Genomic DNA, 23,875 nt, shown 5'->3' with positions numbered 1-23,875 from the left:
AAAAGACTAAAATTGAAAACTATATTTTAAAACCTATTATGTATATAATTACAGCTGTTACAAATATACATAATAGTTTTAATAAAATGGCATTAGAAAAATTTGAACTTGAATTAGTCTCTTTTAAAGATATTACAGATAATGTTAGACACTTTGTTTTCAAAAGAACAGATGGCAAACCTCTTAACTTTATTGCTGGGCAGTTTATTACATTTATGTTCGACGGTGATGATGGCAAGATTAAGCGTCGTAGTTATAGCTTAGGTTCTCTACCTTCTGACAATATGCTTTTAGAGATTGGCATCACTTATGTAAAAGATGGTATTGCTTCTGAAACATTCTTTAATATGGAAGTCGGTGGCAAAGCAAATGCAATGGGGCCAGCTGGTAGACTTATCCTAAAAGATGAAGATGTTAGAAAAATAATCTTAGTAGGTACAGGTACAGGTATTGTCCCTTATAGATCAATGTTCCCTGAGTTATTAGAAAGAGCTGATAATACTGAAATACATATACTACTTGGCTGTCAATATCGTAAAGACGCACTTTATCAAGAAGACTTTATCGAGTTTGCTAAAAAACATAAAAATATTGACTTCAAACTTTGTCTAAGTAGAGAGACTCAAGATCTTAAAGATTATGAAATCTCAGGCTATGTACAAAACCAGTTTGAAAAGATTGGATTAAACCCAGAAACTGATGTTGTTTATGTTTGTGGTAACCCAAATATGATTGATCAATCATACGAAATGCTTACAAATGCAGGCTTTGGACCTAAGAGTGTAAGAAGAGAAAAATATATTTCTTCTAATTAAGCTTGATACTGTGGATAACTTAAGCTAGAATATTCAAGCTATTCTATCTACAGGATATGGTGCTTAGATGAAATAGTCTAAGTGGCGATGTCAGATTATAAAAATAAGGAAACTATAAAAATGAGACAAGAAATTCATCCAAAATACACTGAAGTAACAGTAACTTGTAGTTGTGGTAACTCTTTTGTTACAAAATCAACTTCTGCTAAAGACGCTATGAGCATCGATATCTGCTCTCAATGTCACCCATTCTACACAGGTAAGCAAAGAATCGTTGATACTGCAGGTCGTGTTGATAAGTTCAAGAAGAGATTCGGCGGAATCAAAAAAGTATAATTTTACTTTTATTAGATTCACAAATATTAAAACCAGCCTTGCGCTGGTTTTTTTATATCTAAGAAAAAGTATATTAACAAACTCTTAAACTCTCCCAGACATCAAAAAATGAGCTTAGAATAAGGTTTTTTTGCAAAAGAATTCTAGTTATTTTTCATATATTTTGACAACAAAAAAATCTAACAACAATCTTTTGATGACTCATAATATCTATTAATATATTCATCTAGAGAGATATCGTCGCTTTCTACAAGCTCCTTTTCTGCGACAACAGATTTATCAACTTGCTCTTTTAATTTAGATTCTACTTCTTCAGAAATTTTAAACTTTCTAAACTCTTTTGATACATTTTTAGAAATCTCTAAAGCAAAGTTTTTGTACCCTTTTTGCTTTGCAATATCAACTATTCTCGCTGATGGTGTTTTAGATACATCTAATACTTTTTGCTTTTCGGCCTTAACTGCTTCTAAATACTCTTGTGGCATTTTTTCAGCTATATTTTCTATTTTTTCAAACAATTCAAGTGCATAGTCCTTCAACAGTACTTTATCATCCTCCCCAAGTTTATGAAGTTTAAGCTCTGAATTACGTCCATCTATAGCAACTGCTGTTAAATTTTCTTTAGCTAATTTAATAGAGGCCTTATCATATTTTTTTGGTTTTTCTTCTAAACAAGCCATCAGCATTGCCTCAACAAAAAGAGCCGTTGTCTTGCTTACACCGTTAGTTGCAAAAGGATCAACATCTAAAACTCTAACCTCTATATACTCAACCCCTCCTTTAGATAAAGCACAAGCAGGTCTTTGACATCTTTGAGTAGCCTGTTTAGGTCTAATAGAGCTATAGTATTCATTTTCTATTTGTAGAATACTTTCATTTAATTGGATTCTATCTCCTTGAGGATTGTACAACCCTATAGTCTTGTAATCTTCAAATTCCTCATCTGTAGCTTGTATAAGGTCTTTTACATAGGAGCTAACATCGTTATATGATATCGCTAAATCTTTTTGTGCAGGGCTTGTATAGCCAAGATCACTCATTCTAAGACTTGTTGAATATTTACCCACATAGAACTCTTGATCTAAATCTACCAAGTAATCTGGCTTATTTTCTACAGAGGTTTTTGCACATATTGGACTAGCTCCAAATAAGTATGGTAGTAACCACATATATTCAAAGTAATTATTTATAATTCCAAAATACACATCTGAAAAAGAAGTATCACTTTGATCTGCTTTAGCTTGAATCAAATCTTTATCAAATGAAAAATTATAATGAATCCCTGCAATAATCTGCATTACTTTTCCATATCTAGCAGACAAGCCTTTACGATAAGTTTGCTTCATCTTTCCTGAATTAGATTCACCAAAATCAGCTTCTTGAATTTCATTTTCATCTGCTGATAAAGGCATACTTGTATTTAAAGTTATCTCATCATCAGACATATTTTGTAATGTAAATGCTCCCAGAGATTCTAATTCAGCAAAAACACTATCAATATTTGAATGTGGTGATGTTATTAACTCTAAGAGGTTTTCAGAAAAATCAACTGTTATACTTTCATTAGTTAGCTTATGACCAAGCTTTTGTGGATGCTGAGAGTCAGCTAGTACACCATTTGACTTAATACGTAAAGTCTCTCTTTCTATGCCACGAAGATTATTCATTTTTTTGAAATCGTACATATTATTCCTATATAATTGCCTCATTAATAGTATAAACCAATCAGCAATTAATTTTTAGGAATCTGTTACTTTTAATGACTTGAACGTCCCTAAAATAATAATCACACTTATGTAAACTAAAAAGCCAGCTAATACTATTAAACACATATTTTTTAGTCTATCAAACATTGATAATGCAATCCAATAACTATCACTTAAATTAAATAGTTTTAATATCACAATCATAAATAAAGATGCTAAAAATATTCGTAATAAAACAGCAAAAGGTAAATAAATCTTACAAAGTTTTTTAAAATTAAACTCTGATAAAACTAAAAGCTGAATAAATAAATTAACTAAAGATACACCCGAGCTAACAAAAGCCAAATACATAAAAGCATACTTATCATTAGCAAAAAAATATATAACTATACTATCTAATACAATACTTAGTAATAAACACCCAAGGCTTATATAGAAAACTATTGAAGTTCTATTTTGAGCGTATAAGGCAGATATAACAACTCTAACAATTACAAAACAAAATAATGATAGCAAATATCCTAGCATTGCCAAATATGTAAACTCCACATCACTAAAACTAAAATGTCCATAATAAAATAATGTAATAACAATAGGCTTAGCTAATATAAATAAACCAATAATAGCTGGAATTGTTATTAATAGTGTAAGTTTTATAATCCATGCTAAAGTTTTGATAAACTCATCTTTATTGGTTTTGCAACTTATTAAATATGGAATCATTACAACAGCTATTGCAGTGCCAAAAACCCCATATAAAAATTGATTTACTCTATCAGCATAATATAACCAAGCTAAGCTTCCTGATATCAAAAAAGAGGCAAAAAAGGTCTCTATCAATGAATTTATCTGTAATATAGCTGTACCAAAAAAGGCTACAGGGAGTTTTTTTAGAAAAATTATAGACCTCATATCTTTTAACAGCATAATTCTTTTATTAAGTCTAAGATTTCCAGTTAGCTTATACAATGCGCTAACTCCAACCAATAGTTGAATTGCTCCAGCTGCTAAAACGCTATAAGCAACAGAATATATAGGTATATTGAAACCTGGGGATAAAACTATTCCTATTATCATTACAATATTTAAAATTATTGGTAAAAATGATGATATTAGATAGCGACTATAACTATTTAGTATTGCAGCTATAAACCCCATTACACTATTAAACAGTATATAAGGTATCATAACTACAAACATATCTCTGACAAGCTGATGAGAGTTACTCTTATCAACAAAACCATAAGCATATATATCTGTCCATAAATTACTAAATAAGATTGCTAATAGCGTAGTTATTAACATCAATATAGCTATAAAATATAATACGGTTACAATAAATGTTTTATCTCTAGAGCGTATTTTTGTTTTTAAATAAGGGTTTACTATCTGAGTTAGTGCCCCAGATGAGGTAACTTTACGAATAAACTCAGGGAATCTAAAAGCGATCAAAAAAGCTTGTAATCCAGAACTACTACCAAAAAAGCTTGCTAGTAATAAATCTCTAACAAAACCTAAAATTTTTGATAAAAGTAAAAAAAAAGAAACTATTAAACTATTGGAAAAGAATTTTTTCATTTTACAAATAAGACTTACTTATTTTTATGAATTCTCAGTTGGGGCTTTTTGCCAACTATTTTGGAAGCCTTTTATCTTTTTATTTGCTTGTTCTAGCTCTTCCTGAGATAACTTAATTTTTGCCAATTCATTTTTAGCTGCTTTTAAGCCACTATCAGATAGGTTTGGACGACAATATGCATTAAACTGATTCCAAAAATTAAGTGCTGGAGTTTTAAATAGCTGCACAGCTTGACTTAAATAAGCATACTTATCTACATTATTATCTGATAGCTCAGCAGCTACAACAAATGCAGGAGCATATGGTTGCTCTATTGCTTCTTGCGCATATTTTTTCGCTGATCTTTTATTTCCTTTTACTATATATGCTTTTGCTAAGCCTACTTCAACAGGAGAGATATGATCTATTTCATAAGCTTTTTTGTACCACTTAAGTGCCTCATTAACATCTTTAGGTAAATCTCCTTCACCTATAAAGAAAGCATCTCCAATAAATGTTTTACCTTGAGATATACAATAAGGGTACTTTTGAATAAAGCTTTGTTCATTATTAATTAAAAAGGCAGTACGGGCTTCCAAACTACCGTTAGCTATAGCAAGCTTATACCATTTATATGCTTTTGCAAAATTTGGTGAAGGGTTCTTACCAGCTCTTACATAAAAGTTACCTAGCTGATTTTGTGCAATTGCATAACCTAATTTGGCTGCCCCAATTATATATTTAAGACCCTTTTCCTGGTCAACCTTGATATCATTTGAGCCAAAATAATATAGCTCACCTACTAGGTATAGTAAATAAGAATATGACTTTTTATCATGTGCTGGGATACCATTCTTCTTATAAAAATCAATCGCCCATAAAGCATCACTTAAAGCACCTTTATCATTTTCATCAAGTTGAATATATGCTTCTGCTAGTAGTCCAGTCGCCCTAGCATCAGTTTTATCATATGGCTGGCAAGATTTTAAAACTTTTTGATAATCTTTATCAGATCCATCTTTATAACACTGCTCTAAGGTTGCATATGATGAGCTAAAAAACACTACTGATAAAAAAGCAACGATAAGTTTGGCTTTCATTTTTTCTCCCGTAATATGAAGTAACGTTTCCCATAAAGTATATAATTATTATAATATCAATATATTATGCTTTTAGCACATCTTTTACGCGGTTTATTTAGCAAAATTCAATAAGCCTACCACTTGGTAAATATTTTATAAATATTTTCGATACTTTTTCTGGTAAGAAACCTTTTGCCTTTTCAGGCCATTCAATAAAACATATACTTTTTTCATTAAAATAATCTCTAGCTCCTATCCACTCTAACTCCTCTGGATCTGCTAATCTATATAAATCAAAATGATAAATATTAAAATCATTAAATTGATAATCTTCAACTAAAGTATACGTCGGACTTTTAACGTTACCTTTGTAACCTAAAGATTTGATAACACCTTTAACAAAAGTTGTCTTACCAGCACCAAGATCTCCATATAAAAACACCACGGACCCAGGCACCAAATTTTTAGCGTACTCTTCAGCAAATTCAAACATTTGCTCTTCACTTTTAACTATTATGCTTTTCATATTCTTTTATAAATTCTCCAGCTAAAACAAATGATCCAAAAACGACCGTTACAGTACCTTTTTTTGATAAATAAACACTACTTAAATCTTTATTATAGTCAACTTTTAAAATATTTTGTTGGCTAAATTTTTGCTTAATTTTTTCTATATCTAATGCTCGTGGATCTAAGTATTTAAGATCAACAACTTCCCATTTATGAACATACTTTTTAGCGATAGATAAAATCTCAGAGACATCTTTGTTCGCTAAAATTCCAAATATAGCTTCATATCTAATTTTCTTATAAGCAAACTTTGCTTCAAGTAACTTGAATAAATGACTTACTGAAGCAGGGTTATGCGCGACATCAACAACAACATAACTTCTATTACTATCATCATTTTTGAGCAATTTAAATCTTGCATTTGCTCTTACATCATCTAGCTTTGGAATATAGCTAATCTGTATCTTATTAAAAAGATAATTTGCTATTCCCATAGCAATATTATAGCTATGTGTAAAACATTCTTTAGAACTATACTCATATTTATCATTATAAATTATAGCCTCAGCAGATTTTGCATACTCATAGACACTATTAGGCATTTCTGAACCTAAAAATAATGGAATAGCTTTTCTTGATATAGCAACTTTCTCAAAACCTATTTTATCTAAGGTATCTCCTAAGAGTTCACAGTGATCAAAATCAATATTTGTTATAGCTGTTATATCTGGATCCATTATATTAGCAGCATCAAGACGTCCACCAACACCAACTTCTAAGAGCAAGTAATCTATTTCTACTTTTTGAGAGTACATACATGCGCATAAAAATGCTATTTGGTAGTAAGATAATTTGTAATCGAATGTTATCTCTTCTAATCGCTCTAGTAATTCTAATAAAACACTATCACAGATAGGTTCTTTATTTAGAGAAATTCTCTCGTTAAATTTAAAGATATGAGGAGATGTATGACTTAAGACAGATTTATTATTAGTGGTTAATAATTCTTCTAACATTGCTACCGTAGTACCTTTACCATTAGTACCAGCAATAGTTATAATCTTAAATTTTTTTTTGAAATTAAATCTATCTAGTATAAATAATAAATCTCTAGAGCTACAAGAAAGAGCATCGTTATTAGCCATAATTTTAGCTATTTTTACTTCGACACTCATTTTTTTGATAAATTAAGCTTGTTCTTCTGCTGCTTTATGTTCTAAGGCTTGAGAATGGTTTATTTTCGTAAGATTTGGCATTAACTTATCTATTAATTTAGAAACTTCACTTCTTAAGTTTCTACGATCAACAATCATATCAACCATACCTTTTTCTACTAAGAACTCACTTCTTTGGAATCCTTCAGGCAGCTTCTCTCTAACAGTCTGCTCAATAACTCTAGGCCCTGCAAAACCAATTAAAGCTTTCGGCTCAGCAAGATGAACATCACCTAACATCGCTAAAGAAGCTGAAACCCCACCTGTAGTAGGATCTGTTAGAACAACTAAATATGGTAACTTAGCTTCTGCTAGCTTTTGTAGCGCTGCACTTGTTTTTGACATTTGCATAAGTGAAAATAAGGACTCTTGCATTCTAGCTCCACCACTTGCTGTAAAGCAAATAAATGGCACCTTTTTCTCCATAGCAAGTTTAACACCTCTAGCAAACTTCTCACCAACTACTGAACCCATAGAGCCACCTAAAAACATAAAGTTAAACGCTGCAGCAACTACAGGAAAACCTTTTACAGTTCCATCCATAACAACTAATGCATCTTGCTCTTCTGTTTTCTTTTGCGCCTGAGCTAATCTGTCTTTATAAGTTTTTGTATCTTTAAACTTAAGCATATCAACCGGAGCTATATCAGCAAAATGCTCAGTCGTGCTATCTCTGTCAAAGAAAATATTTAATCTATGTCTTGCTGATATTCTATAGTGATAGTTACAATGAGGACAAACCGACTTATTATTTTGTAACTCTTCTGAATATAATGTCACTTGACAACTTGGACACTGGCTCCATATCCCTGAAGGCATATCTTTTTTTTGAGCATTTGTCCCTAGACTTCTACTTATTACTCTTGTTAACCAACTCATTCTCTTATCTCCTCCTAAATTTTAAGACCAGATGTGATTCTTAGCTAAAAATCTCTATATCACTAAAGAAATATCTAATTTCTTGAGCTGCTGTATCTTCTGCATCAGAACCATGAACAGCATTAGCATCGATACTATCTGCAAAATCAGCTCTAATTGTACCAGCATCTGCTTCTTTAGGGTTTGTTGCTCCCATTAGTTCACGATTTTTAGCTATCGCATTTTCTCCTTCTAAAACTTGAATCATTACTGGGCCTGAAATCATAAACTCAACTAATGCACTAAAAAAAGGTCTATCTTTATGTACAGCATAAAAGCCTTCCGCTTCTGCTTTAGATAATTGTTTCATCTTAGATGCTACTATTTTTAAGCCTGCTTTTTCAAAACGACTGTAAATTTCTCCTATTACATTTTTCGCAACAGCATCTGGTTTAATTATAGATAAAGTTTTTTGTTTACTCATTTAGTATTCTCCAATAGTTTATTAAATCAAATTATAGCACTTTTATTCATGAAATATCAAAACTCGTAGCTAATTATTAGAATTTTCGATAGCTGCCTGTATATATGACTCGAATAATTTATGACCATATCTAGGTGTAGAAGTAAATTCTGGATGAGCTTGACATGCTATAAACCATTTATGATTTGGTATTTCCACAAGTTCCATTAAATTATTATCTTCAGATCTTCCAGAAAAGATTAAACCAGCTTGCTCAAGCTTTTCAACATAGTTCTTATTTACTTCATATCTATGACGATGTCTTTCAATAATCTCATCAGACTCATATATTTCTCTAGCACGAGACCCTGGCTTTAGAACACACTTATAACCACCTAAACGCATTGTACCGCCTAGGTCTGAATTATGATTTCTTTGATGAATAGTTCCATCTTCAGCTTGCCACTCTGTTATTAAACCTATAACAGGATTTGTTGTAATAGGATCTAGTTCACTTGAGTGAGCATCTTTCAATCCAAGCATGTTCCTTGCATATTCAACAACTGCTAGCTGCATACCTAAACAAATACCCAAAAATGGAATATTATTCTCTCTAGCATATTTGATTGAAGTTATTTTTCCTTCTGCACCTCTACTACCAAATCCACCTGGAACTAATATCGCATTTACATCGTCAAAATATGATGAAACGTTATCATCTGTAATATTCTCAGAATCAACAAACTTAATCTTTACTTTTACGCCCTTTTTGTAGCCTGCATTATACAAAGCTTCATTTAAGGATTTATATGCTTCAGTCAAAGATACATATTTACCAACCATCGCAATCGTAACTTGGCCTTTAATATTTCTAATGGTATCAACCACTCCTTGCCACTCTGACAAGTCAGCCTCATTAGTATTTAAATTTAAAAGTTCTACCAATTTAGCATCAAATCTTTGTTGATTATATTTAAGTGGTACTTCATAAATAGTTTCAACATCTTCAGCAGTAAAGATACAGTCTTGATCAACATTTGTAAAAAGAGCTATTTTACGCTTTTCACTTTCATCAAATATTTGTTCACACCTACAAACCAAAACATCTGCCTGGATACCAATACCTCGTAGCTCTTTAACAGAATGTTGTGTTGGTTTTGTCTTTAACTCGCCTGCTACTCTTATATATGGTAAAAGAGTCAAATGAACAAACAAGGTTCTATTTCTACCTAACTCAATTCTTAGCTGTCTAATTGCTTCTAAGAATGGTTGTGACTCAATATCTCCTACTGTACCACCTATCTCGACTATAGCCACATCTACATCGTCAGCTATCCCCATACAAACACGCCTTTTTATTTCATCTGTAATATGTGGAATAACCTGAATAGTTGCGCCTAGATAATCGCCTTTACGTTCTCTCTTTAAAACTCTTTGGTAAACCTTACCTGTTGTGAAGTTATTCGCTTGAGTCATCTTATTACGAATAAATCTCTCATAGTGACCAAGATCTAAGTCTGTCTCTGCACCATCTTCAGTAACAAAGACCTCACCATGTTGAAGAGGACTCATAGTACCAGGATCAACATTGATATATGGATCCAGTTTCATCATTGTAACATTTAAACCACGACTCTCTAAAAGAGTTGCTAGAGAAGCTGCTGTAACACCTTTACCAAGCGAAGATACAACCCCACCTGTAACAAAAATAATTTTAGTATTTGAATTCATTAGAACACATGAAAATATAAAAAATCATGGAACATTATAATAACATTTTTCCTAAAACGTTGCTATTTAAAAATAGCTCTATCACTTAAATTATACAATTAACTTTAATTAGTAAAAGCTTAAACATCATTATACAGTCACAAGCGGCTCTGCCTTGCTTGATCATATCTCAGGTGTATAATACCAAGCGACTCCTCTAAACCTAAAAAGAAAACCATGATAACTAAAATACGAATATCTTCAATATCTGTATTTTACAAAAAACTAAGGTTCAAGACATTAATCAACAGCCTTTGATTTACAGTGCTTTTATTCTGAACAGAGATTATTTAAGATTTGTATAAGGTTTAGACTTATATTATTCAGATACTTAACTTATCACTTAGGATAAGCTAAGTTAGGATTTATTATACTTTTTCCCAAGGAGAGCCTTTTGATGGAATATCACCTCGTGTCCACCACTTAGCTTTATATTCCTGCCCTTGGTAAGTTACTGTTTGACCACCTGTATAGGCTTTACTACTTTCCCAAGCTTCTCCACCTTGGTTTTGATCATTTACTTGGCCATCAACTACTCTCCATACACCCCATTTTCCTGATTGTGTAGGATTTTTCCCTTTAGTCCACCACTGAGCTTCGTATATTACTCCATTAACTTCCACTCTATCACCTTTAGTGTAAACCTTATTAGAGACCCAGTTTCCTGTAGCTTCATCTCCATCTTGGTTTGGATCAACAAGCTTAATTTTCATATCTTTTTGCCAAGTTGGTGCCCCTTGAAGAACACTACCAACTATAAGATCATATTCACCAAGCTGTAAGTTGTTTACTGTTAACGATAAGCTATAAGTTTCCATAGGAGATAATTGTATATCTCTCTTATCATAGACTGCTTTACCATTACTATCTTGCAATGTTACGAAAACATTTGTTTTATCAGAAGCATGAGACATAATCTTAGCAGTTATATTAACAGCACCATTTAAATTTAAATCATATTGATCTTTAAAGTCCATTAAATGAAGTTCATTTTTAAGATGATTATTTCCTTGATAATATTGGAAACTCGTATCACTATATGGCTTAGCCGAAACTTGATAAATGCTTACCAGCTCATCATTTGGTACAACCTCACCATTATTGTTTTTGACTCCAGCAATAATGCTACCATTAAGTTCTTGAGAGCTGATTTGATTAATTTTATCAGTCATTTGTTTAATTAACTGATTTCTAGTCATGCCTCTAGGAACTGTTACAAGATCATACTCTTTCATCACTCCATCTTTAGAGACTTGTAAAATTACTCTATCTCCCTCGCGAACATTTTCTTCGTTAATTGTGAAAGTGTTCATTTCAACAGGGAATTTATCTGATGGATTTGTTTGTTCATGATCTCTAATATATTCCCATGGCCCCCATTGAGTGGCTCCTGGAGTTTGTCCAGGATTTACCCACCATTTATTTGCATAAACTTTACCTTCATAAATAACTTCTGTACCAGGATCTGGATAGCTGCTATTTGGATCATACTCTTGAAGCCCATCAGCGCTACCTCCGTTATCAGTACTACCTCCGTTATCAGTACTACCTCCGTTATCAGTACCACCTCCGTTGTCAGTACCACCTCCGTTGTCAGTACCGCCTCCGTTGTCAGTACCGCCTCCGTTGTCAGTATCACCACTTGGCAATATGACTGTTCCAACTGGATGATCGCTTGTAAAATCAACATCTATAACATTAAGAAAACTAGCTGCAGTATCACCAACATTCCACTCTGCAGCAATAACTTGATATCCTGATCTATCAGGTAAATCACATGTAACTGTAAACTTACTATTTGAGTCACCTGGCATGCTATTTGCAAAGTTAGGTATCGGATTGTAGCAGTTAAGCGGCTGTGCCTCAAAATCACTTCTGCTTAATGGCATATTTGGATTCCAGTCAGGTTTTGTTATCCAAAATCTAAATGATGCTGGTGACACTGTCCAATGCTGTGCTGTGAAATGCCATCTAAAAGTTGTAGGGCCTGATTTAACAACTGTTTTAGCCCATCTACTTGATGTCTGCTCAGATAGTGATGCACTAAGACCTGCACCACCAACTTGATCCCCCATAGAACCATTTTCAAAACTACCATCGGCAACCTCAAATGACTGAGGTTCATAAAGAGATATATTTCCACATCCTTGGTTTACCCTCTCATTGCATAAAAGAGGACGCCCTTTTGGTGTTTGAACATAAGCATGTGAATATGCCTGTGAAGTAGCTAACAAAGCTAACCCTGTTAAGATCGTTATTTTCTTCAGTTTCATGATAAGCTCCTTATCTATAATTTATCTCAAAAACTCTAATTTCAAATACCTACATCCTCATGCTACATCAATAATTTAATAAATAAAAATATGGCAAAATATTACTATCTTAGGTGGCTTGATGAGACATTTTTCTAATTTTTAATAAAAGTTAAAGAATCATAAAAAAACTTTTTCAAGGAAAAATTAATCTAGATTTAATAATCACTTTTTTTGCAAAAAAAGCTTGAATTTATATTTTTTTATCATCGTAAACATAAGTAAAACTTATCAATATCTATACAATGATATTTTTTTTGTATGGAAATATTTCTAGGTTTCAACTAAAGAGAATTTTTAAATCCAGGATTTTTTCTTAGTCTATTATTTATAAATTCTAATAACCTCTCCAAAAACCAGAACTTTAAACATTCCCTTTCCCCTCTTAGAATTAGCAACTTTTTGTAATGATTTTTTTAAATACATATGAAGAATTTTACTCCAGTGATAACTTGCTACTTGTATTAGATTCTTTTGGAAGTATTTATATTTTAAGCAAAAAAAGTTATTATCAATATATAACCTAGTTAAAATTAATTGAATGAGTTTTAAAAAGAAGTCATGCGAAATAGGATTTAATTCTTTATATAGACTTACTAAAGATGATGTAAACTTAGTTATTAGTGACTCTATAGCTTATAGAGAAAAACTTATAGCTTTCTTGTCGTTGTTAAAGCTAGATCAAGTTACAAACTTATCATGGATTAGAATCATTGATGATAATAAATTTCAAACAGTTACAAGTAATATTAACGTTAATGCCTCATTAAATTACAGTCATAGTGGTTTATGGCAATATGACAAGGTAACTGTATCATACACTTCTGATTCTGAAGGCGTGATAGACTATTATACTTTAAATCCTAATGATACTTATGCAATAGAAAATAAGCATTTATTGTCAATATATAATTGCAAACACTTTCAAAATATATATGACTACTTCTCATTTGAAATTGGTAGAGATTTTTATAACAGTTTAGATACCAAGTCAAAAATTGCTCTTAGAAAAAGGCTTGATTCTGTTATCTCTTTAATGTACCAATCAATTTTTCTAGAAAAAACTTTTGAAGTAAAAGAACTTAATGCTACTTTCTATAAAGATTCTTTTGGAGAAATAGAGACTGAAATTTTAAGTACTTATAAGTTAACTCCTCTAAACTTATCATATTTAAAATTAATAGCTACTGGAAATACTGCTAAAGAGATTGCTCTTCAACTAAATAAGTCTAGTCGCTCCGTAGAGACAACAATAATGACACTCTGTAAAAAACTAAAGTGCTCAAATAAACAACAACTAGTTCTAGTTGCTAAAATTATCGTTAGTTATCTCTATTATTAATAATTAACAGTAACCACAATAAAAGCCTTTTGAGTAAAGAGACTTATTGTATTTTTTTGACTTATATAGATACATTGATATTAATCAAACCATTGAATTAACATCTTTAAACAAGGTTGCACATACTTTCACTATACTTTTCAAAACCTACTAACTTGTTTAACTTTACAGATTTATTATCAATACCAAGTGATTCTTCTATACCTAAAACAAAAAGAAAAATCTACGGTAACTAAAATACAAATATCTTCAGTATCTGTGTTTTATAAAAATCCAAATTCAAGACATTAAATCAACGACATTTAATTTTCATTTATTTTAACCTAGTAAAACTATCAAACATTTAATTTGCAGCACTTTTACTTCGAATAGAGATTATTTAAGATTTGTATGAGATTTAGATTTATATTATTCAGATATTTAACTTATCACTTAGGATAAGCTAAGTTAGAATTTATTATACTTTTCCCAAGCTCTGCTTTTAGATGGCTTATTACCTCGAGTCCACCATTTAGCAATATATGCTTGACCCTTATAAGTTACTTGGTCTCCTTTAGTATAGACAGTATTAGAATCCCAAACTCCTAAAACTGTAGGATTATCTCCATTTTGGCTTGAATCATCACTACCCTGATCTTGACCATTAACCACTCTCCATACACCCCATTTTCCTGATTGTGTAGGGTTACTTCCTTTAGTCCACCATTGAGCTTCGTATGTTACTCCATTAACATCGACTCTATCACCTTTAGTGTAAACCTTGTTAGAGACCCAGTTTCCTGTAGCTTCATCTCCATCTTGGTTTGGATCAACAAGCTTAATTTTCATATCTTTTTGCCAAGTTGGCGCCCCTTGAAGAATACTACCAACTATAAGATCATATTCACCAGGCTGTAAGTTGTTTACAGTTAACGATAAGCTATAAGTTTCCATAGGAGATAATTGTATATCTCTCTTATCATATACTGCTTTACCATTGCTATCTTGCAATGTTACGAAAATATTTGCTTTATCAGAAGCATGAGACATAATCTTAGCAGTGATATTAACCGTTCCATTTAAATCTAAATCATATTGATCTTTGAAATCCATCAGATGAAGTTCATTTTTAACATGATTATTTCCTTGATAATATTGGAAGCTTATATCACTATATGGCTTAGCTGATACTTGATAAATGCTTACCATCTCATCATTCGGCACAACCTCACCATTATTATTTTTGACTCCAGCAATAATGCTATCATTAAGTTCTTGAGAGCTTATTTGATTAATTTTATCAGTCATTTGTTTAATTAACTGATTTCTAGTCATGCCTCTAGGAACTGTTACAAGTTCATACTCTTTCATCACCCCATCTTTAGAGACTTGTAAAATTACTCTATCTCCTTCGCGAACATTTTCCTCGTTAATTGTAAAAGTGTTCATTTCAACTGGGAATTTATCTGATGGGTTTGTTGGTTCATGATCTCTAATATATTCCCATGGCCCCCATTGAGTAGCTCCTGGGACCACCCCAGGTTGTACCCACCATTTATTAGCATAAATTTTACCTTCATAAATAACTTCTGTGCCTGGATCTGGATAGCTGCTATTTGGATCATACTCTTGAGGCCCACCAGTGCTGCCTCCGTTATCAGTACCACCTCCGTTATCAGTACCACCTCCGTTATCAGCATCTCCGTCAGGTAAGATAACTGTTCCAGCTGGATGTTCATTAGTAAAATCAACATCTATTACATTACCAAAACTTGCACTTGTATCCCCAACATCCCACTCAGCAAAAATAACTTGATAACCAGATCTATCAGGTAAATCACAAGTAAGTGACTGAGGATTATTTGGTTGTGACTTGCCTGCAAAATAAGGTTCTGGATTGTAACAGTTTAGAGGTTGTGTCTCAAATTCATCCCTCTTTAAAGGCTCATTAGGATTCCAGTTTTGTTTTGTTATATAAAATCGAAAAGATGATAGATCGGTAGTGAAGTGAGGGGCCGTGAACTTCCATGTAAATTTTGTTGGGCCAGATCTAACTACAACTTTTGCCCACCTACTTGAACTCTGTTCATTCATTAGTTCATAACCACTAACTCCAGACCCACCGATTTCGCCATCCATTTTGCCATTTTGAAATCTACCATCTCCATACTCCATTGATTGTGGTTCATAAATTGCTCTATTTCCACAACCCTTGTTTATACCCCTATCACACAAATCAACTCGACTAGCTGGTGCTGTAACCCATCCATGCGAATAGGCTTGTGACGTAGCTAACAAAGCCAATCCCGTTAAGATTGTTATTTTTTTAAGTTTCATTGATATTCTCCTTATCTAATTGTTCTAACAACTCAGGCTTAACTCCTGTGACCTCAGTATTACATAAATAAAGATAAGAATAAAAACAGTGAAAAATATAATATATTTTTAATAATTCACAAAGCATTCATTAATATATACAGTAAAATATACGTTATTTAATTATAGCCTTCTTAGCTATGCTTAATATTATTTTAATAAAGATAATTCTGTTACAAAAACTTATTGACATTCTAGTTTTTCACCACACCAACGAATAATAAAATATTATCAAAATACATATCTCCATATTTTTTTTATATTAATTTTGATGCAAAAACTTAAAGATTTAATTGTTAATTAATATCCAATTTATTTATAAATACTGATACTCTAAATAGAAAGTTAATAATTTCTTTTACACATGAAAAATATCAAAAAAATTCAAATGCCTGATACATTAGTAATCTTATTTTGTATCGCTGTACTTGTTGCTATCGCTAGCTACTTTATTCCCGTAGGTAAATTCGATGTAAAAAAGGTTCAATATACTTCTGATGGGCAAACACATTCAAGAAATGTACTTATTGCAGATAGTTTTAAATTCAAATTAAACTCTCAAGGCTCACCTGAAGCTAACCCTGTAAAAATATTTGCAAAAGGAGATTCTGATCAAAGAGGTTTTACTAATTTTGTTTATGAAGGTATAACATCAGGTTCTAAGGATGGCGGAGCTGTTGCCATAATAGCCTTCTTACTAATAATTGGCGGTTCATTTGGCATATTACTTAGAACTAAAGTAATTGACCAATCTATATTACGTGTGGTAAATAGATTCCAAAATAATAAAATCGTCCTACTACCAACCTTATGCTTTATTTTTTCATTAGGTGGGGCAGTGTTTGGTATGGGTGAAGAAACCATACCTTTTATAATGTTACTAGTACCAATATTTGTACTTATAGGATTTGATGCTCTAACCTGTACGGTTGTGATATATTTAGCTACTCAAGTAGGCTTTGCAACATCCTGGATGAACCCTTTTTCTGTAAGTATCGCTCAAGGAATTGCCCAAGTTCCAATATTATCTGGGAGCTTATTTAGAATAATTATGTGGTTTATATTCACATTATCAATAACTATTTTTGCTGTAATACATGCTCTAAAAGTACAAAAGGATCCTCATGATTCACTAATGTATGAGCATGATAACTTGTATAGAAATTCGGATGAGCATTCTCTAGAACAAACACAAAAAATGTGTATTTACTCTTGGTTAATATTAACAAGCTTAGTAGTAACAATAGTATGGCTAGTTTATGGTGTTGTTGAACTAGGCTATTACTTACCAGAAATTGCTACTCTCTTCACGATATTAGGATTTGCAGCTGGATTTTTTGCCATAATTGGCAAAGTAAACGGCATGACACTAAATATTGCTCTAGATGCATTTAAAGATGGTGCAAAAGCTTTACTACCAGTTTGTATAATTATTGGTTTTGCTTATGGTTTAATTTATCTAATGGGCGGCTCAAATCCCGAACATTACACTATGTTAAACTCTATTCTTCACTATGCTTCGGCAAGCATATCTGGCACTAATCAATATGTCTCGGCACTAGGAATGTTCTTTTTCCAATCAATATTTAACTTTTTTGTAACATCCGGATCTGGACAAGCAGCTCTAACAATGCCAATTATGTCACCTTTAGCTGACTTAACTGGATTAAGTAGACAAATTGCTGTTTTAGCATTCCAGCTTGGAGATGGTTGGACACACTGTTTAATGCCAACATCTGCAACTTTAATGGCTGTATTAGGAGCTGCAAGAATACCTTATGGATTATGGTTAAAATTTATCTTTAAATTCTACTTATATCTTATGGCTCTTAGTTCTATTATGATAATTATCGCCGTCTATATTGGCTATAACTAACCCTTAACTATTACGATATATTTTAAAACTCTATAGATATTTCCATCTTTTCAAAACAAAATGATGAATAATTATTTAACTAATTCAGATTAAAAATCACATACATTAAAAACAAAAACAATTATAACCAAGAAACAACACCTTCAAATAAATATTCGTAATAAGTATTTGTTACTGCATTTTTTTCTGATAAAATGAATAAAAATTCAAAATAAGAAAAGGTGACATATGTCTGAAAAATATCAAAAAGTTGCAAGCCATGAAGCAAAAAAGGGAAACTTCAAGCGTTGCCTTTTACTTTATTCTGGTGGCTTAGATACATCTGTAATGCTTAAATGGATTCAAGAAGAATATGATGTTGAAGTTGTTGCTTTAACTATAGATATTGGCCAGGTAGCTGATAACCTAGAGCAAATAAAGCAAAAAGCTATCGATTTAGGAGCTATAGATGCCGTAGTATATGATGCCAAAGCTTGTTTTGCAGATGAGGTTATAAGCAAAGCTATCAAAGCAAATGCTGATTACCAAGGCGGCTATGCTCTTTCAACACCGTTAGGTAGAGTTATTATCTCAGAGATAGCTATTGAGGTAGCTAAAAAATATGATTGTCAGGTCGTTGCTCATGGTTGTACAGGCAAAGGTAATGATCAAGTTCGTTTTGAAAGCTATCTAACAACATTAGATGAAAATATAAAAACAATTGCCCCAGTTAGAGAATGGGGAATGGGAAGAGAGCAAGAGCTAGAATATGCAGAGAAACATGACATCCCAGTTAAGCAACAGAAAAGCAAACCCTACTCTTACGATGAAAATATGTGGGGAAATACTGCAGAAGGTGGTGAAATAGAACACTCTAACCTTATAGCTCCAAAAGAAGCTATCTTACAATGGTGCAAAACTCCTGAAAACGCTCTTGATAAGCCACAAAATATTACCTTAGAGTTTGTCGAGGGTATACCTGTAAAACTAGATGATGAATCAATGCCTTTAGCTAAGCTAATAATGCAATGCAATAAAATAGGTGGCGAGCATGGTGTTGGAGTATTTAACCTTATTGAAGATAGATTGATTGGTCTAAAAGTTAGAGGTATCTATGAAAATCCAGGTGCTAGTATTATAATAGCCGCTCACAAAAAGCTAGAACAACTTGTTTCTACACGTCAAGAAAATGAGCTAAAAACATTTATGGATAATAAATGGGCTTACCTTGCTTATGCTGCTGAATGGTACAACCCTGTTATGAATAACATCCTTGCATTTATCGAAGAGCAAAATAAAAAAGTAACAGGAAAAGTGACTGTATCTTTATATAAAGGTAATATAGAGGTAGTAGCTGTAGAATCACCGTTCTCTATGCTTAAACCTGAACTAGCGACTTTTGAAGCTGGTGGAGATTTATTTAACCATAATGCTTCAGCTGGATTTATAGAATTACATAGTCTAGCTCAGCGTACAGCCTATTCAATAATCAAAAATAAGAAATAAATATATGAGTAAAAAACTTTGGCAAACAGAAACTGACAAACTCCTACCTATAGTTGAAAAATATACTGTAGGTCAAGACTATATACTTGATCAAAAATTACTTAAATATGATATTCAAGCTAGCTTAGCTCATGCCAAAATGTTACTAAAAATGAATGTCATTAGTAAAGATGAACTTTCACTACTAACCAAAGGTTTAAATGAGATAAAAGAGCTTGAAGCTAAAGGTCAGTTTGAAATAACTCAAGATCAGGAAGATGGTCATACTGCAATTGAGCAATATCTTTGTAAAAACTATGGTGATGTTGGTAAAAAAATACATACAGGTAGAAGTAGAAATGATCAATCTCTAGTAATGCTACGTCTCTTTATGAAAGATAAACTGCAGCAACTAGAAGAAACCATACATGAAAATATCCATACTTTACGTACAAAAGCTAGTAAGTATACAAATACTCCTATGCCTGGCTATACACATATGCAAAAGGCCATGCCCACTACAGTTGCTGTATGGTTAGGATCTTTTGCTGATGCATTAGCTGATGCTCTACTTTTAATATCTACTACAAGCAAAGTTATCAATCAAAACCCTCTAGGATCAGCATCTGGATTTGGTATTGATAATTTCAAACATGATAAAGATTACACAACTGAGCTACTAAAGTTTAGTAGAACTCAAGAAAATCCTATATATTGCGCTTTTTCTCGAGGATATTTTGAAAAACTAATTTTACAAACTTTATCAAACCCTATGAGTATTTACTCAAGATTTGCTAATGATATGATGCTTTTTACAATGTCTGAGTTTAACTATTTTAGTTTAGATAATTCATATACTACAGGCTCATCTATTATGCCACAAAAGCGTAATTATGACTTGTTTGAGATTATGAGAGGTAATGCAAAACTATATCAAGGTTATCTTCAACAGATCACTTCCATAATTGATGGTGTGCCTAGTGGTTATAACCGCGATTATCAACTGACAAAAGCTCCTTTCTGTCAAGCTATAGAACTAATAGAAGATACCACTTTATTATTCGACTCAACTATAAAAAATCTAAAAGTTCATAGTAATGAGTTAAGTCAAGCAATGACTTCCGATCTATATGCTACCGAAGAAGTCTACAAACTTGTTCAGCAAGGGCTATCTTTTCGTGATGCTTATATAACTATCAAAGAAAAACTTAATAAATAATTCATCTTTTTATTAAATCTATATGTATATCTGCCTGAAAAGTTTATAATACCTTTTGATTTTTTTAATAATTATTAGAATTTGATGTTTTTTAGTAAAACTATTTAGAAATAATGATAAGTATAAGAATACATTAGATAGAAATTTATCTATTTAAGGAAAATATTATGGACAAGTCAGATATTTATAACGATTTAAGACAACTCATTCTTAGCAAAGAATTCTCTTCACAGAATGAAATATGTGACACTTTAGAACACTTAGGCTATAGCGCTAGTCAATCTAAAGTTAACCGAATGCTCAAAAAACTGGGTGCTATTAAAATCAAAAATGAGAAAAACACTCTAGTTTATAAAATACCTAACGAGCCAGCTCCACCAATAATGACTGATAATATTTCATCTTTAGTTATTAATGTTAATGCCAATGAGGCTGTAGTTGTTATAGATACAGCACCAGGGGCAGCACAGTTAGTAGCAAGAACTTTAGATTATAATAAAAATAGTTTTGGAATAATTGGTATAGTTGCAGGAGATGATACTGTTTTTGTTGCTCCTTCAACGATAAAAAATATTAGTAAATTAAAAGTTAATATACAAAAGTTCCTATTCTCTCAGTCTTAAATCTTTTATTACCTGTATTACTTCTAAAATAGTTTCTTCTTCTATAGTCAATGGAGGCAAAAGTCGAATAGTATTATTTCTAGTTTTCACAGACAACACTCCTAAACTTAAAAGCTCTTGGTAAAAACTCTCAAAATATTGTGGATATATTTGCAAAGCGATAAATAAACCTTTTGCTCTTATTTCTTGGATATATTTAGAGTTTATCTTTTTTAACTTATCCATAAGTAGACTTCCTAGAGTCTCGGCTCTCTTTGCTAAAGCTTCTTCATCCAAAATACCAAGAGTCTTATATGCTATAGCCGAGGCTAATGGATTTCCTCCAAAAGTACTACCATGATCACCAGGATGCAATACTTCCATAAGATTTTCTTTGCCGAGAAATAATGATATTGGTAAAACACCTCCTCCTAAAGATTTCCCTAATGTCATACCATCAGGATCTAAATCATAATGTTCTTTAGCAAAGTTTTTGCCAGTGCGCCCCATACCTGTTTGTATCTCATCTAGAATAAACAATACATTGTTCTTTTTACAAATTTCCTGACATTTATATAAATACCCCTCATCTGGAATAACAACTCCGCCCTCACCTTGGATAGGTTCAATAATTATTGCTGCTGTATTTTTTGTAATAGCTTTTTCAAGAGCATCTAAATCATTAAAAGGTATTGAAATAAAACCTTGTGGCATAGGACCAAACTTATCTTTATACGCAGGATTCGATGATGTGCCTATTGCAGTTATTGTTCTACCATGAAAACTATTATCAAAAGTTATTATCTCTGCTAACCCATCTGGAATTTGTTTTTTAACATATCCCCATTTTCTAGCTACTTTTATTGCAGTTTCTATAGCTTCAGCACCACTATTCATAACTATAGCCTTATCCATATTCGTTAATTCACAAGCTTTTTTAAATAAATTTGCCAACGGTTGATTATGAAAGAGTCTTGGGACAACTGCAATTTTATTTGCTTGTTTAAATAATTCTTCAATAATCTTGGGATTATTATGGCCAAAATTAACTGATGAAATCCCTGTTGCCATATCGATATATTTTTTACCTAAATCATCATATACATAAGCATTATCTCCTTTAACTATTGTTATAGGTGCAGGTAATATAATATTTGCACCATATTGCTTTGTTATATCAATTGTTGTCTGCATTGCTTATCTCCCATTTAAATACCAATCCATCAAAGTTGAATAAAAAAATAATAAATTAACCTAATTATAAATATTTATTCTTTTTTAGTAAATAATTATTCACTTTTTATTTTTTTGATGTTAAGTTAATTATCAAACGCAAATTTATAAGACAGAACAATGACTTGGAAAATATGTATAGCTGGTGTAAATGGCTACACTGGTCAACTTCTTAAAAAACTAATAGATAAACACCCTAACTTCGAACTTGCTGGAAGCTTAGGAATATCACCACAAGAAGACAAAGCATATACATTTACCTTAGATAGCATAAACACAGAAAATTTTGCTGTTGATTTCCTACTTCTTGCAACACCAGCTGATATTTCTATTAATGTCTTAGAAAAATTACAAACAAAGAATATTAAAGTTAAAGTTATTGACCTAAGTGGAGCTCTTAGATTAGATAAAGAATCTTTAAGATCATGGTATAACTTATCTCACTCTATTCAAGGACTTGAGCATGGTGCTAAATATGGACTTTCTCCATATGCCAACTTTGATGAAAATGATACTGTAATAGCAAATCCTGGATGCTATGCAACATGTGCATTACTATCACTATTACCATTACTAAAATATAATCTAATAAAGTCTAGCAATATAATTATAGATGCCAAATCAGGAGTTTCTGGAGCAGGGAAAAAACCTAGACAAGACCTAATGTTCTCAGAGATGCTTAACAACTTTTTTCCATATAAAATTGGCAAACATCAACATATCCCTGAGATTCTAAAAGCTTTAGCAAAATTTGATATTAAAGAAGATGAATTTTATTTCAACACAAGTATGTTACCTATTCACTCAGGTATTTCTATGAGCATTTATGCAGATCTTAATTTAGTAGATAATCTATCAAAAAAAGAACTTAGAGATTTAGTCAGTAATGCTTATAACAAAGAGTATGCTGACTACCCCTTATTTAAATTTATTGATATAGCAGCAGAAACAGATAATACAGAAGTATCATCATTATTATCAATTAAAAGTGTCGTTGGCACACCTAACACTCATTTAGGATTTTCGATTAAAAATAATAAAATCATAATTTTTTCTTTTATCGATAACTTATTTAAAGGTGCTGTTACTCAAGCGATTGAAAACTTAAACAATTATTACGGGCTTCCTATAACCACAGGATTATAAAAAAAGGAGATAGA

General features: G+C 31.9%; 19 protein-coding genes. 8 read left to right on the top strand and 11 right to left on the bottom strand.

Going from position 1 to position 23,875, the window contains the following annotated elements:
* Positions 1 to 86: 86 nt before the first annotated feature.
* Positions 87 to 815 (top strand): ferredoxin--NADP reductase, encoded by a 729-nt coding sequence (locus F7310_RS01515; RefSeq protein WP_072713509.1) that lies wholly within the window; start codon positions 87 to 89, stop codon positions 813 to 815.
* Positions 816 to 935: 120 nt separating this feature from the next.
* Positions 936 to 1,151 carry a 50S ribosomal protein L31 gene (gene rpmE / locus F7310_RS01510; RefSeq protein ID WP_072713508.1) on the top strand — a complete coding sequence of 72 codons (216 nt, stop codon included), beginning with the start codon at positions 936 to 938 and terminating at the stop codon, positions 1,149 to 1,151.
* Positions 1,152 to 1,330: 179 nt separating this feature from the next.
* On the opposite strand, the gene gshA is transcribed toward rpmE, so the two are convergent.
* The 9 genes from gshA to F7310_RS01465 all read right to left on the bottom strand — a co-directional run bounded on the left by gshA (position 1,331) and on the right by F7310_RS01465 (position 12,585).
* Entirely contained in the window at positions 1,331 to 2,836 is a 1,506-nt protein-coding gene (gene gshA / locus F7310_RS01505) for a glutamate--cysteine ligase (RefSeq protein ID WP_072711311.1), read from the bottom strand.
* Positions 2,837 to 2,890: 54 nt separating this feature from the next.
* Positions 2,891 to 4,435 (bottom strand): murein biosynthesis integral membrane protein MurJ, encoded by a 1,545-nt coding sequence (gene murJ, locus F7310_RS01500; RefSeq protein ID WP_072711310.1) that lies wholly within the window; start codon positions 4,433 to 4,435, stop codon positions 2,891 to 2,893.
* 24 nt (positions 4,436 to 4,459) lie between these two features.
* Entirely contained in the window at positions 4,460 to 5,515 is a 1,056-nt protein-coding gene (locus tag F7310_RS01495) for a tetratricopeptide repeat protein (RefSeq protein WP_072711309.1), read from the bottom strand.
* Between the two features lie 97 nt (positions 5,516 to 5,612).
* Positions 5,613 to 6,023 (bottom strand): tRNA (adenosine(37)-N6)-threonylcarbamoyltransferase complex ATPase subunit type 1 TsaE, encoded by a 411-nt coding sequence (tsaE, locus tag F7310_RS01490; RefSeq protein WP_072711308.1) that lies wholly within the window; start codon positions 6,021 to 6,023, stop codon positions 5,613 to 5,615.
* Entirely contained in the window at positions 6,004 to 7,182 is a 1,179-nt protein-coding gene (locus F7310_RS01485; RefSeq protein WP_072711307.1) for a bifunctional folylpolyglutamate synthase/dihydrofolate synthase, read from the bottom strand. The genes tsaE and F7310_RS01485 overlap by 20 nt, the downstream gene beginning before the upstream one ends.
* 12 nt (positions 7,183 to 7,194) lie before the next feature.
* A complete protein-coding gene (gene accD / locus F7310_RS01480) occupies positions 7,195 to 8,100 on the bottom strand; it encodes an acetyl-CoA carboxylase, carboxyltransferase subunit beta (RefSeq protein WP_072711306.1) in 906 nt (301 codons plus the stop codon).
* Positions 8,101 to 8,140: 40 nt separating this feature from the next.
* Positions 8,141 to 8,563: a nucleoside-diphosphate kinase gene (gene ndk / locus F7310_RS01475; protein WP_072711305.1), complete on the bottom strand. Its 423-nt coding sequence runs from the start codon at positions 8,561 to 8,563 to the stop codon at positions 8,141 to 8,143.
* Between the two features lie 69 nt (positions 8,564 to 8,632).
* On the bottom strand, positions 8,633 to 10,273 hold the full coding sequence (locus tag F7310_RS01470; RefSeq protein ID WP_072711304.1) for a CTP synthase: 1,641 nt from the start codon (positions 10,271 to 10,273) through the stop codon (positions 8,633 to 8,635).
* Positions 10,274 to 10,680: 407 nt separating this feature from the next.
* Positions 10,681 to 12,585 (bottom strand): lytic polysaccharide monooxygenase, encoded by a 1,905-nt coding sequence (locus tag F7310_RS01465; protein WP_072711303.1) that lies wholly within the window; start codon positions 12,583 to 12,585, stop codon positions 10,681 to 10,683.
* Between the two features lie 580 nt (positions 12,586 to 13,165).
* Between F7310_RS01465 and F7310_RS01460 the strand changes: the two genes are divergently transcribed.
* A complete protein-coding gene (locus F7310_RS01460; RefSeq protein ID WP_072711302.1) occupies positions 13,166 to 13,966 on the top strand; it encodes a helix-turn-helix domain-containing protein in 801 nt (266 codons plus the stop codon).
* Positions 13,967 to 14,413: 447 nt separating this feature from the next.
* On the opposite strand, the gene F7310_RS01455 is transcribed toward F7310_RS01460, so the two are convergent.
* Complete coding sequence (locus F7310_RS01455) at positions 14,414 to 16,282, bottom strand: lytic polysaccharide monooxygenase (protein ID WP_072711301.1); 1,869 nt, start codon at positions 16,280 to 16,282, stop codon at positions 14,414 to 14,416.
* Positions 16,283 to 16,685: 403 nt separating this feature from the next.
* On the opposite strand from F7310_RS01455, the gene yfcC reads away from it, so the two are divergent.
* From yfcC to F7310_RS01435, 4 genes are all read left to right on the top strand, one after another.
* Positions 16,686 to 18,197: a putative basic amino acid antiporter YfcC gene (gene yfcC / locus F7310_RS01450; RefSeq protein ID WP_072711300.1), complete on the top strand. Its 1,512-nt coding sequence runs from the start codon at positions 16,686 to 16,688 to the stop codon at positions 18,195 to 18,197.
* A gap of 228 nt (positions 18,198 to 18,425) precedes the next feature.
* Positions 18,426 to 19,682 (top strand): argininosuccinate synthase, encoded by a 1,257-nt coding sequence (locus F7310_RS01445; RefSeq protein ID WP_072711299.1) that lies wholly within the window; start codon positions 18,426 to 18,428, stop codon positions 19,680 to 19,682.
* A 4-nt stretch (positions 19,683 to 19,686) separates the two neighbouring features.
* Positions 19,687 to 20,880, top strand: coding sequence for an argininosuccinate lyase (gene argH, locus F7310_RS01440; RefSeq protein WP_072711298.1), 1,194 nt, complete (start codon positions 19,687 to 19,689; stop codon positions 20,878 to 20,880).
* Positions 20,881 to 21,047: 167 nt separating this feature from the next.
* Positions 21,048 to 21,503 carry an arginine repressor gene (locus F7310_RS01435; RefSeq protein WP_072711297.1) on the top strand — a complete coding sequence of 152 codons (456 nt, stop codon included), beginning with the start codon at positions 21,048 to 21,050 and terminating at the stop codon, positions 21,501 to 21,503.
* Here F7310_RS01435 and rocD read toward each other — a convergent pair.
* Positions 21,486 to 22,676 carry an ornithine--oxo-acid transaminase gene (gene rocD / locus F7310_RS01430; protein ID WP_072711296.1) on the bottom strand — a complete coding sequence of 397 codons (1,191 nt, stop codon included), beginning with the start codon at positions 22,674 to 22,676 and terminating at the stop codon, positions 21,486 to 21,488. The two genes, F7310_RS01435 and rocD, sit on opposite strands and share 18 nt — an antisense overlap.
* A gap of 159 nt (positions 22,677 to 22,835) precedes the next feature.
* Here rocD and argC point away from each other — a divergent pair, with 159 nt between their 5' ends.
* Positions 22,836 to 23,861: an N-acetyl-gamma-glutamyl-phosphate reductase gene (gene argC, locus F7310_RS01425; RefSeq protein ID WP_072711295.1), complete on the top strand. Its 1,026-nt coding sequence runs from the start codon at positions 22,836 to 22,838 to the stop codon at positions 23,859 to 23,861.
* Positions 23,862 to 23,875: the final 14 nt, after the last annotated feature.

This window comes from Francisella uliginis (assembly GCF_001895265.1).
Taxonomy (GTDB): Bacteria; Pseudomonadota; Gammaproteobacteria; order Francisellales; family Francisellaceae; genus Francisella; species Francisella uliginis.
The sequence above is the reverse complement of the archived record's forward strand: the minus strand, read 5'-3'. Positions and strand labels throughout refer to the sequence as shown.

Excerpts from the sequence above, each read along its gene's own strand:
- F7310_RS01465 (WP_072711303.1), bottom strand. The coding sequence starts at position 12,585 with ATGAAACTGAAGAAAATAACGATCTTAACAGGGTTAGCTTTGTTAGCT.
- yfcC (WP_072711300.1), top strand. The coding sequence starts at position 16,686 with ATGAAAAATATCAAAAAAATTCAAATGCCTGATACATTAGTAATCTTA.
- argC (WP_072711295.1), top strand. The coding sequence starts at position 22,836 with ATGACTTGGAAAATATGTATAGCTGGTGTAAATGGCTACACTGGTCAA.
- rpmE (WP_072713508.1), top strand. The coding sequence starts at position 936 with ATGAGACAAGAAATTCATCCAAAATACACTGAAGTAACAGTAACTTGT.
- argH (WP_072711298.1), top strand. The coding sequence starts at position 19,687 with ATGAGTAAAAAACTTTGGCAAACAGAAACTGACAAACTCCTACCTATA.
- F7310_RS01515 (WP_072713509.1), top strand. The coding sequence starts at position 87 with ATGGCATTAGAAAAATTTGAACTTGAATTAGTCTCTTTTAAAGATATT.
- F7310_RS01435 (WP_072711297.1), top strand. The coding sequence starts at position 21,048 with ATGGACAAGTCAGATATTTATAACGATTTAAGACAACTCATTCTTAGC.
- F7310_RS01485 (WP_072711307.1), bottom strand. The coding sequence starts at position 7,182 with ATGAGTGTCGAAGTAAAAATAGCTAAAATTATGGCTAATAACGATGCT.
- F7310_RS01495 (WP_072711309.1), bottom strand. The coding sequence starts at position 5,515 with ATGAAAGCCAAACTTATCGTTGCTTTTTTATCAGTAGTGTTTTTTAGC.
- rocD (WP_072711296.1), bottom strand. The coding sequence starts at position 22,676 with ATGCAGACAACAATTGATATAACAAAGCAATATGGTGCAAATATTATA.
- gshA (WP_072711311.1), bottom strand. The coding sequence starts at position 2,836 with ATGTACGATTTCAAAAAAATGAATAATCTTCGTGGCATAGAAAGAGAG.
- tsaE (WP_072711308.1), bottom strand. The coding sequence starts at position 6,023 with ATGAAAAGCATAATAGTTAAAAGTGAAGAGCAAATGTTTGAATTTGCT.
- F7310_RS01455 (WP_072711301.1), bottom strand. The coding sequence starts at position 16,282 with ATGAAACTTAAAAAAATAACAATCTTAACGGGATTGGCTTTGTTAGCT.
- accD (WP_072711306.1), bottom strand. The coding sequence starts at position 8,100 with ATGAGTTGGTTAACAAGAGTAATAAGTAGAAGTCTAGGGACAAATGCT.
- F7310_RS01460 (WP_072711302.1), top strand. The coding sequence starts at position 13,166 with ATGAGTTTTAAAAAGAAGTCATGCGAAATAGGATTTAATTCTTTATAT.
- F7310_RS01470 (WP_072711304.1), bottom strand. The coding sequence starts at position 10,273 with ATGAATTCAAATACTAAAATTATTTTTGTTACAGGTGGGGTTGTATCT.
- ndk (WP_072711305.1), bottom strand. The coding sequence starts at position 8,563 with ATGAGTAAACAAAAAACTTTATCTATAATTAAACCAGATGCTGTTGCG.
- F7310_RS01445 (WP_072711299.1), top strand. The coding sequence starts at position 18,426 with ATGTCTGAAAAATATCAAAAAGTTGCAAGCCATGAAGCAAAAAAGGGA.
- murJ (WP_072711310.1), bottom strand. The coding sequence starts at position 4,435 with ATGAAAAAATTCTTTTCCAATAGTTTAATAGTTTCTTTTTTTTTACTT.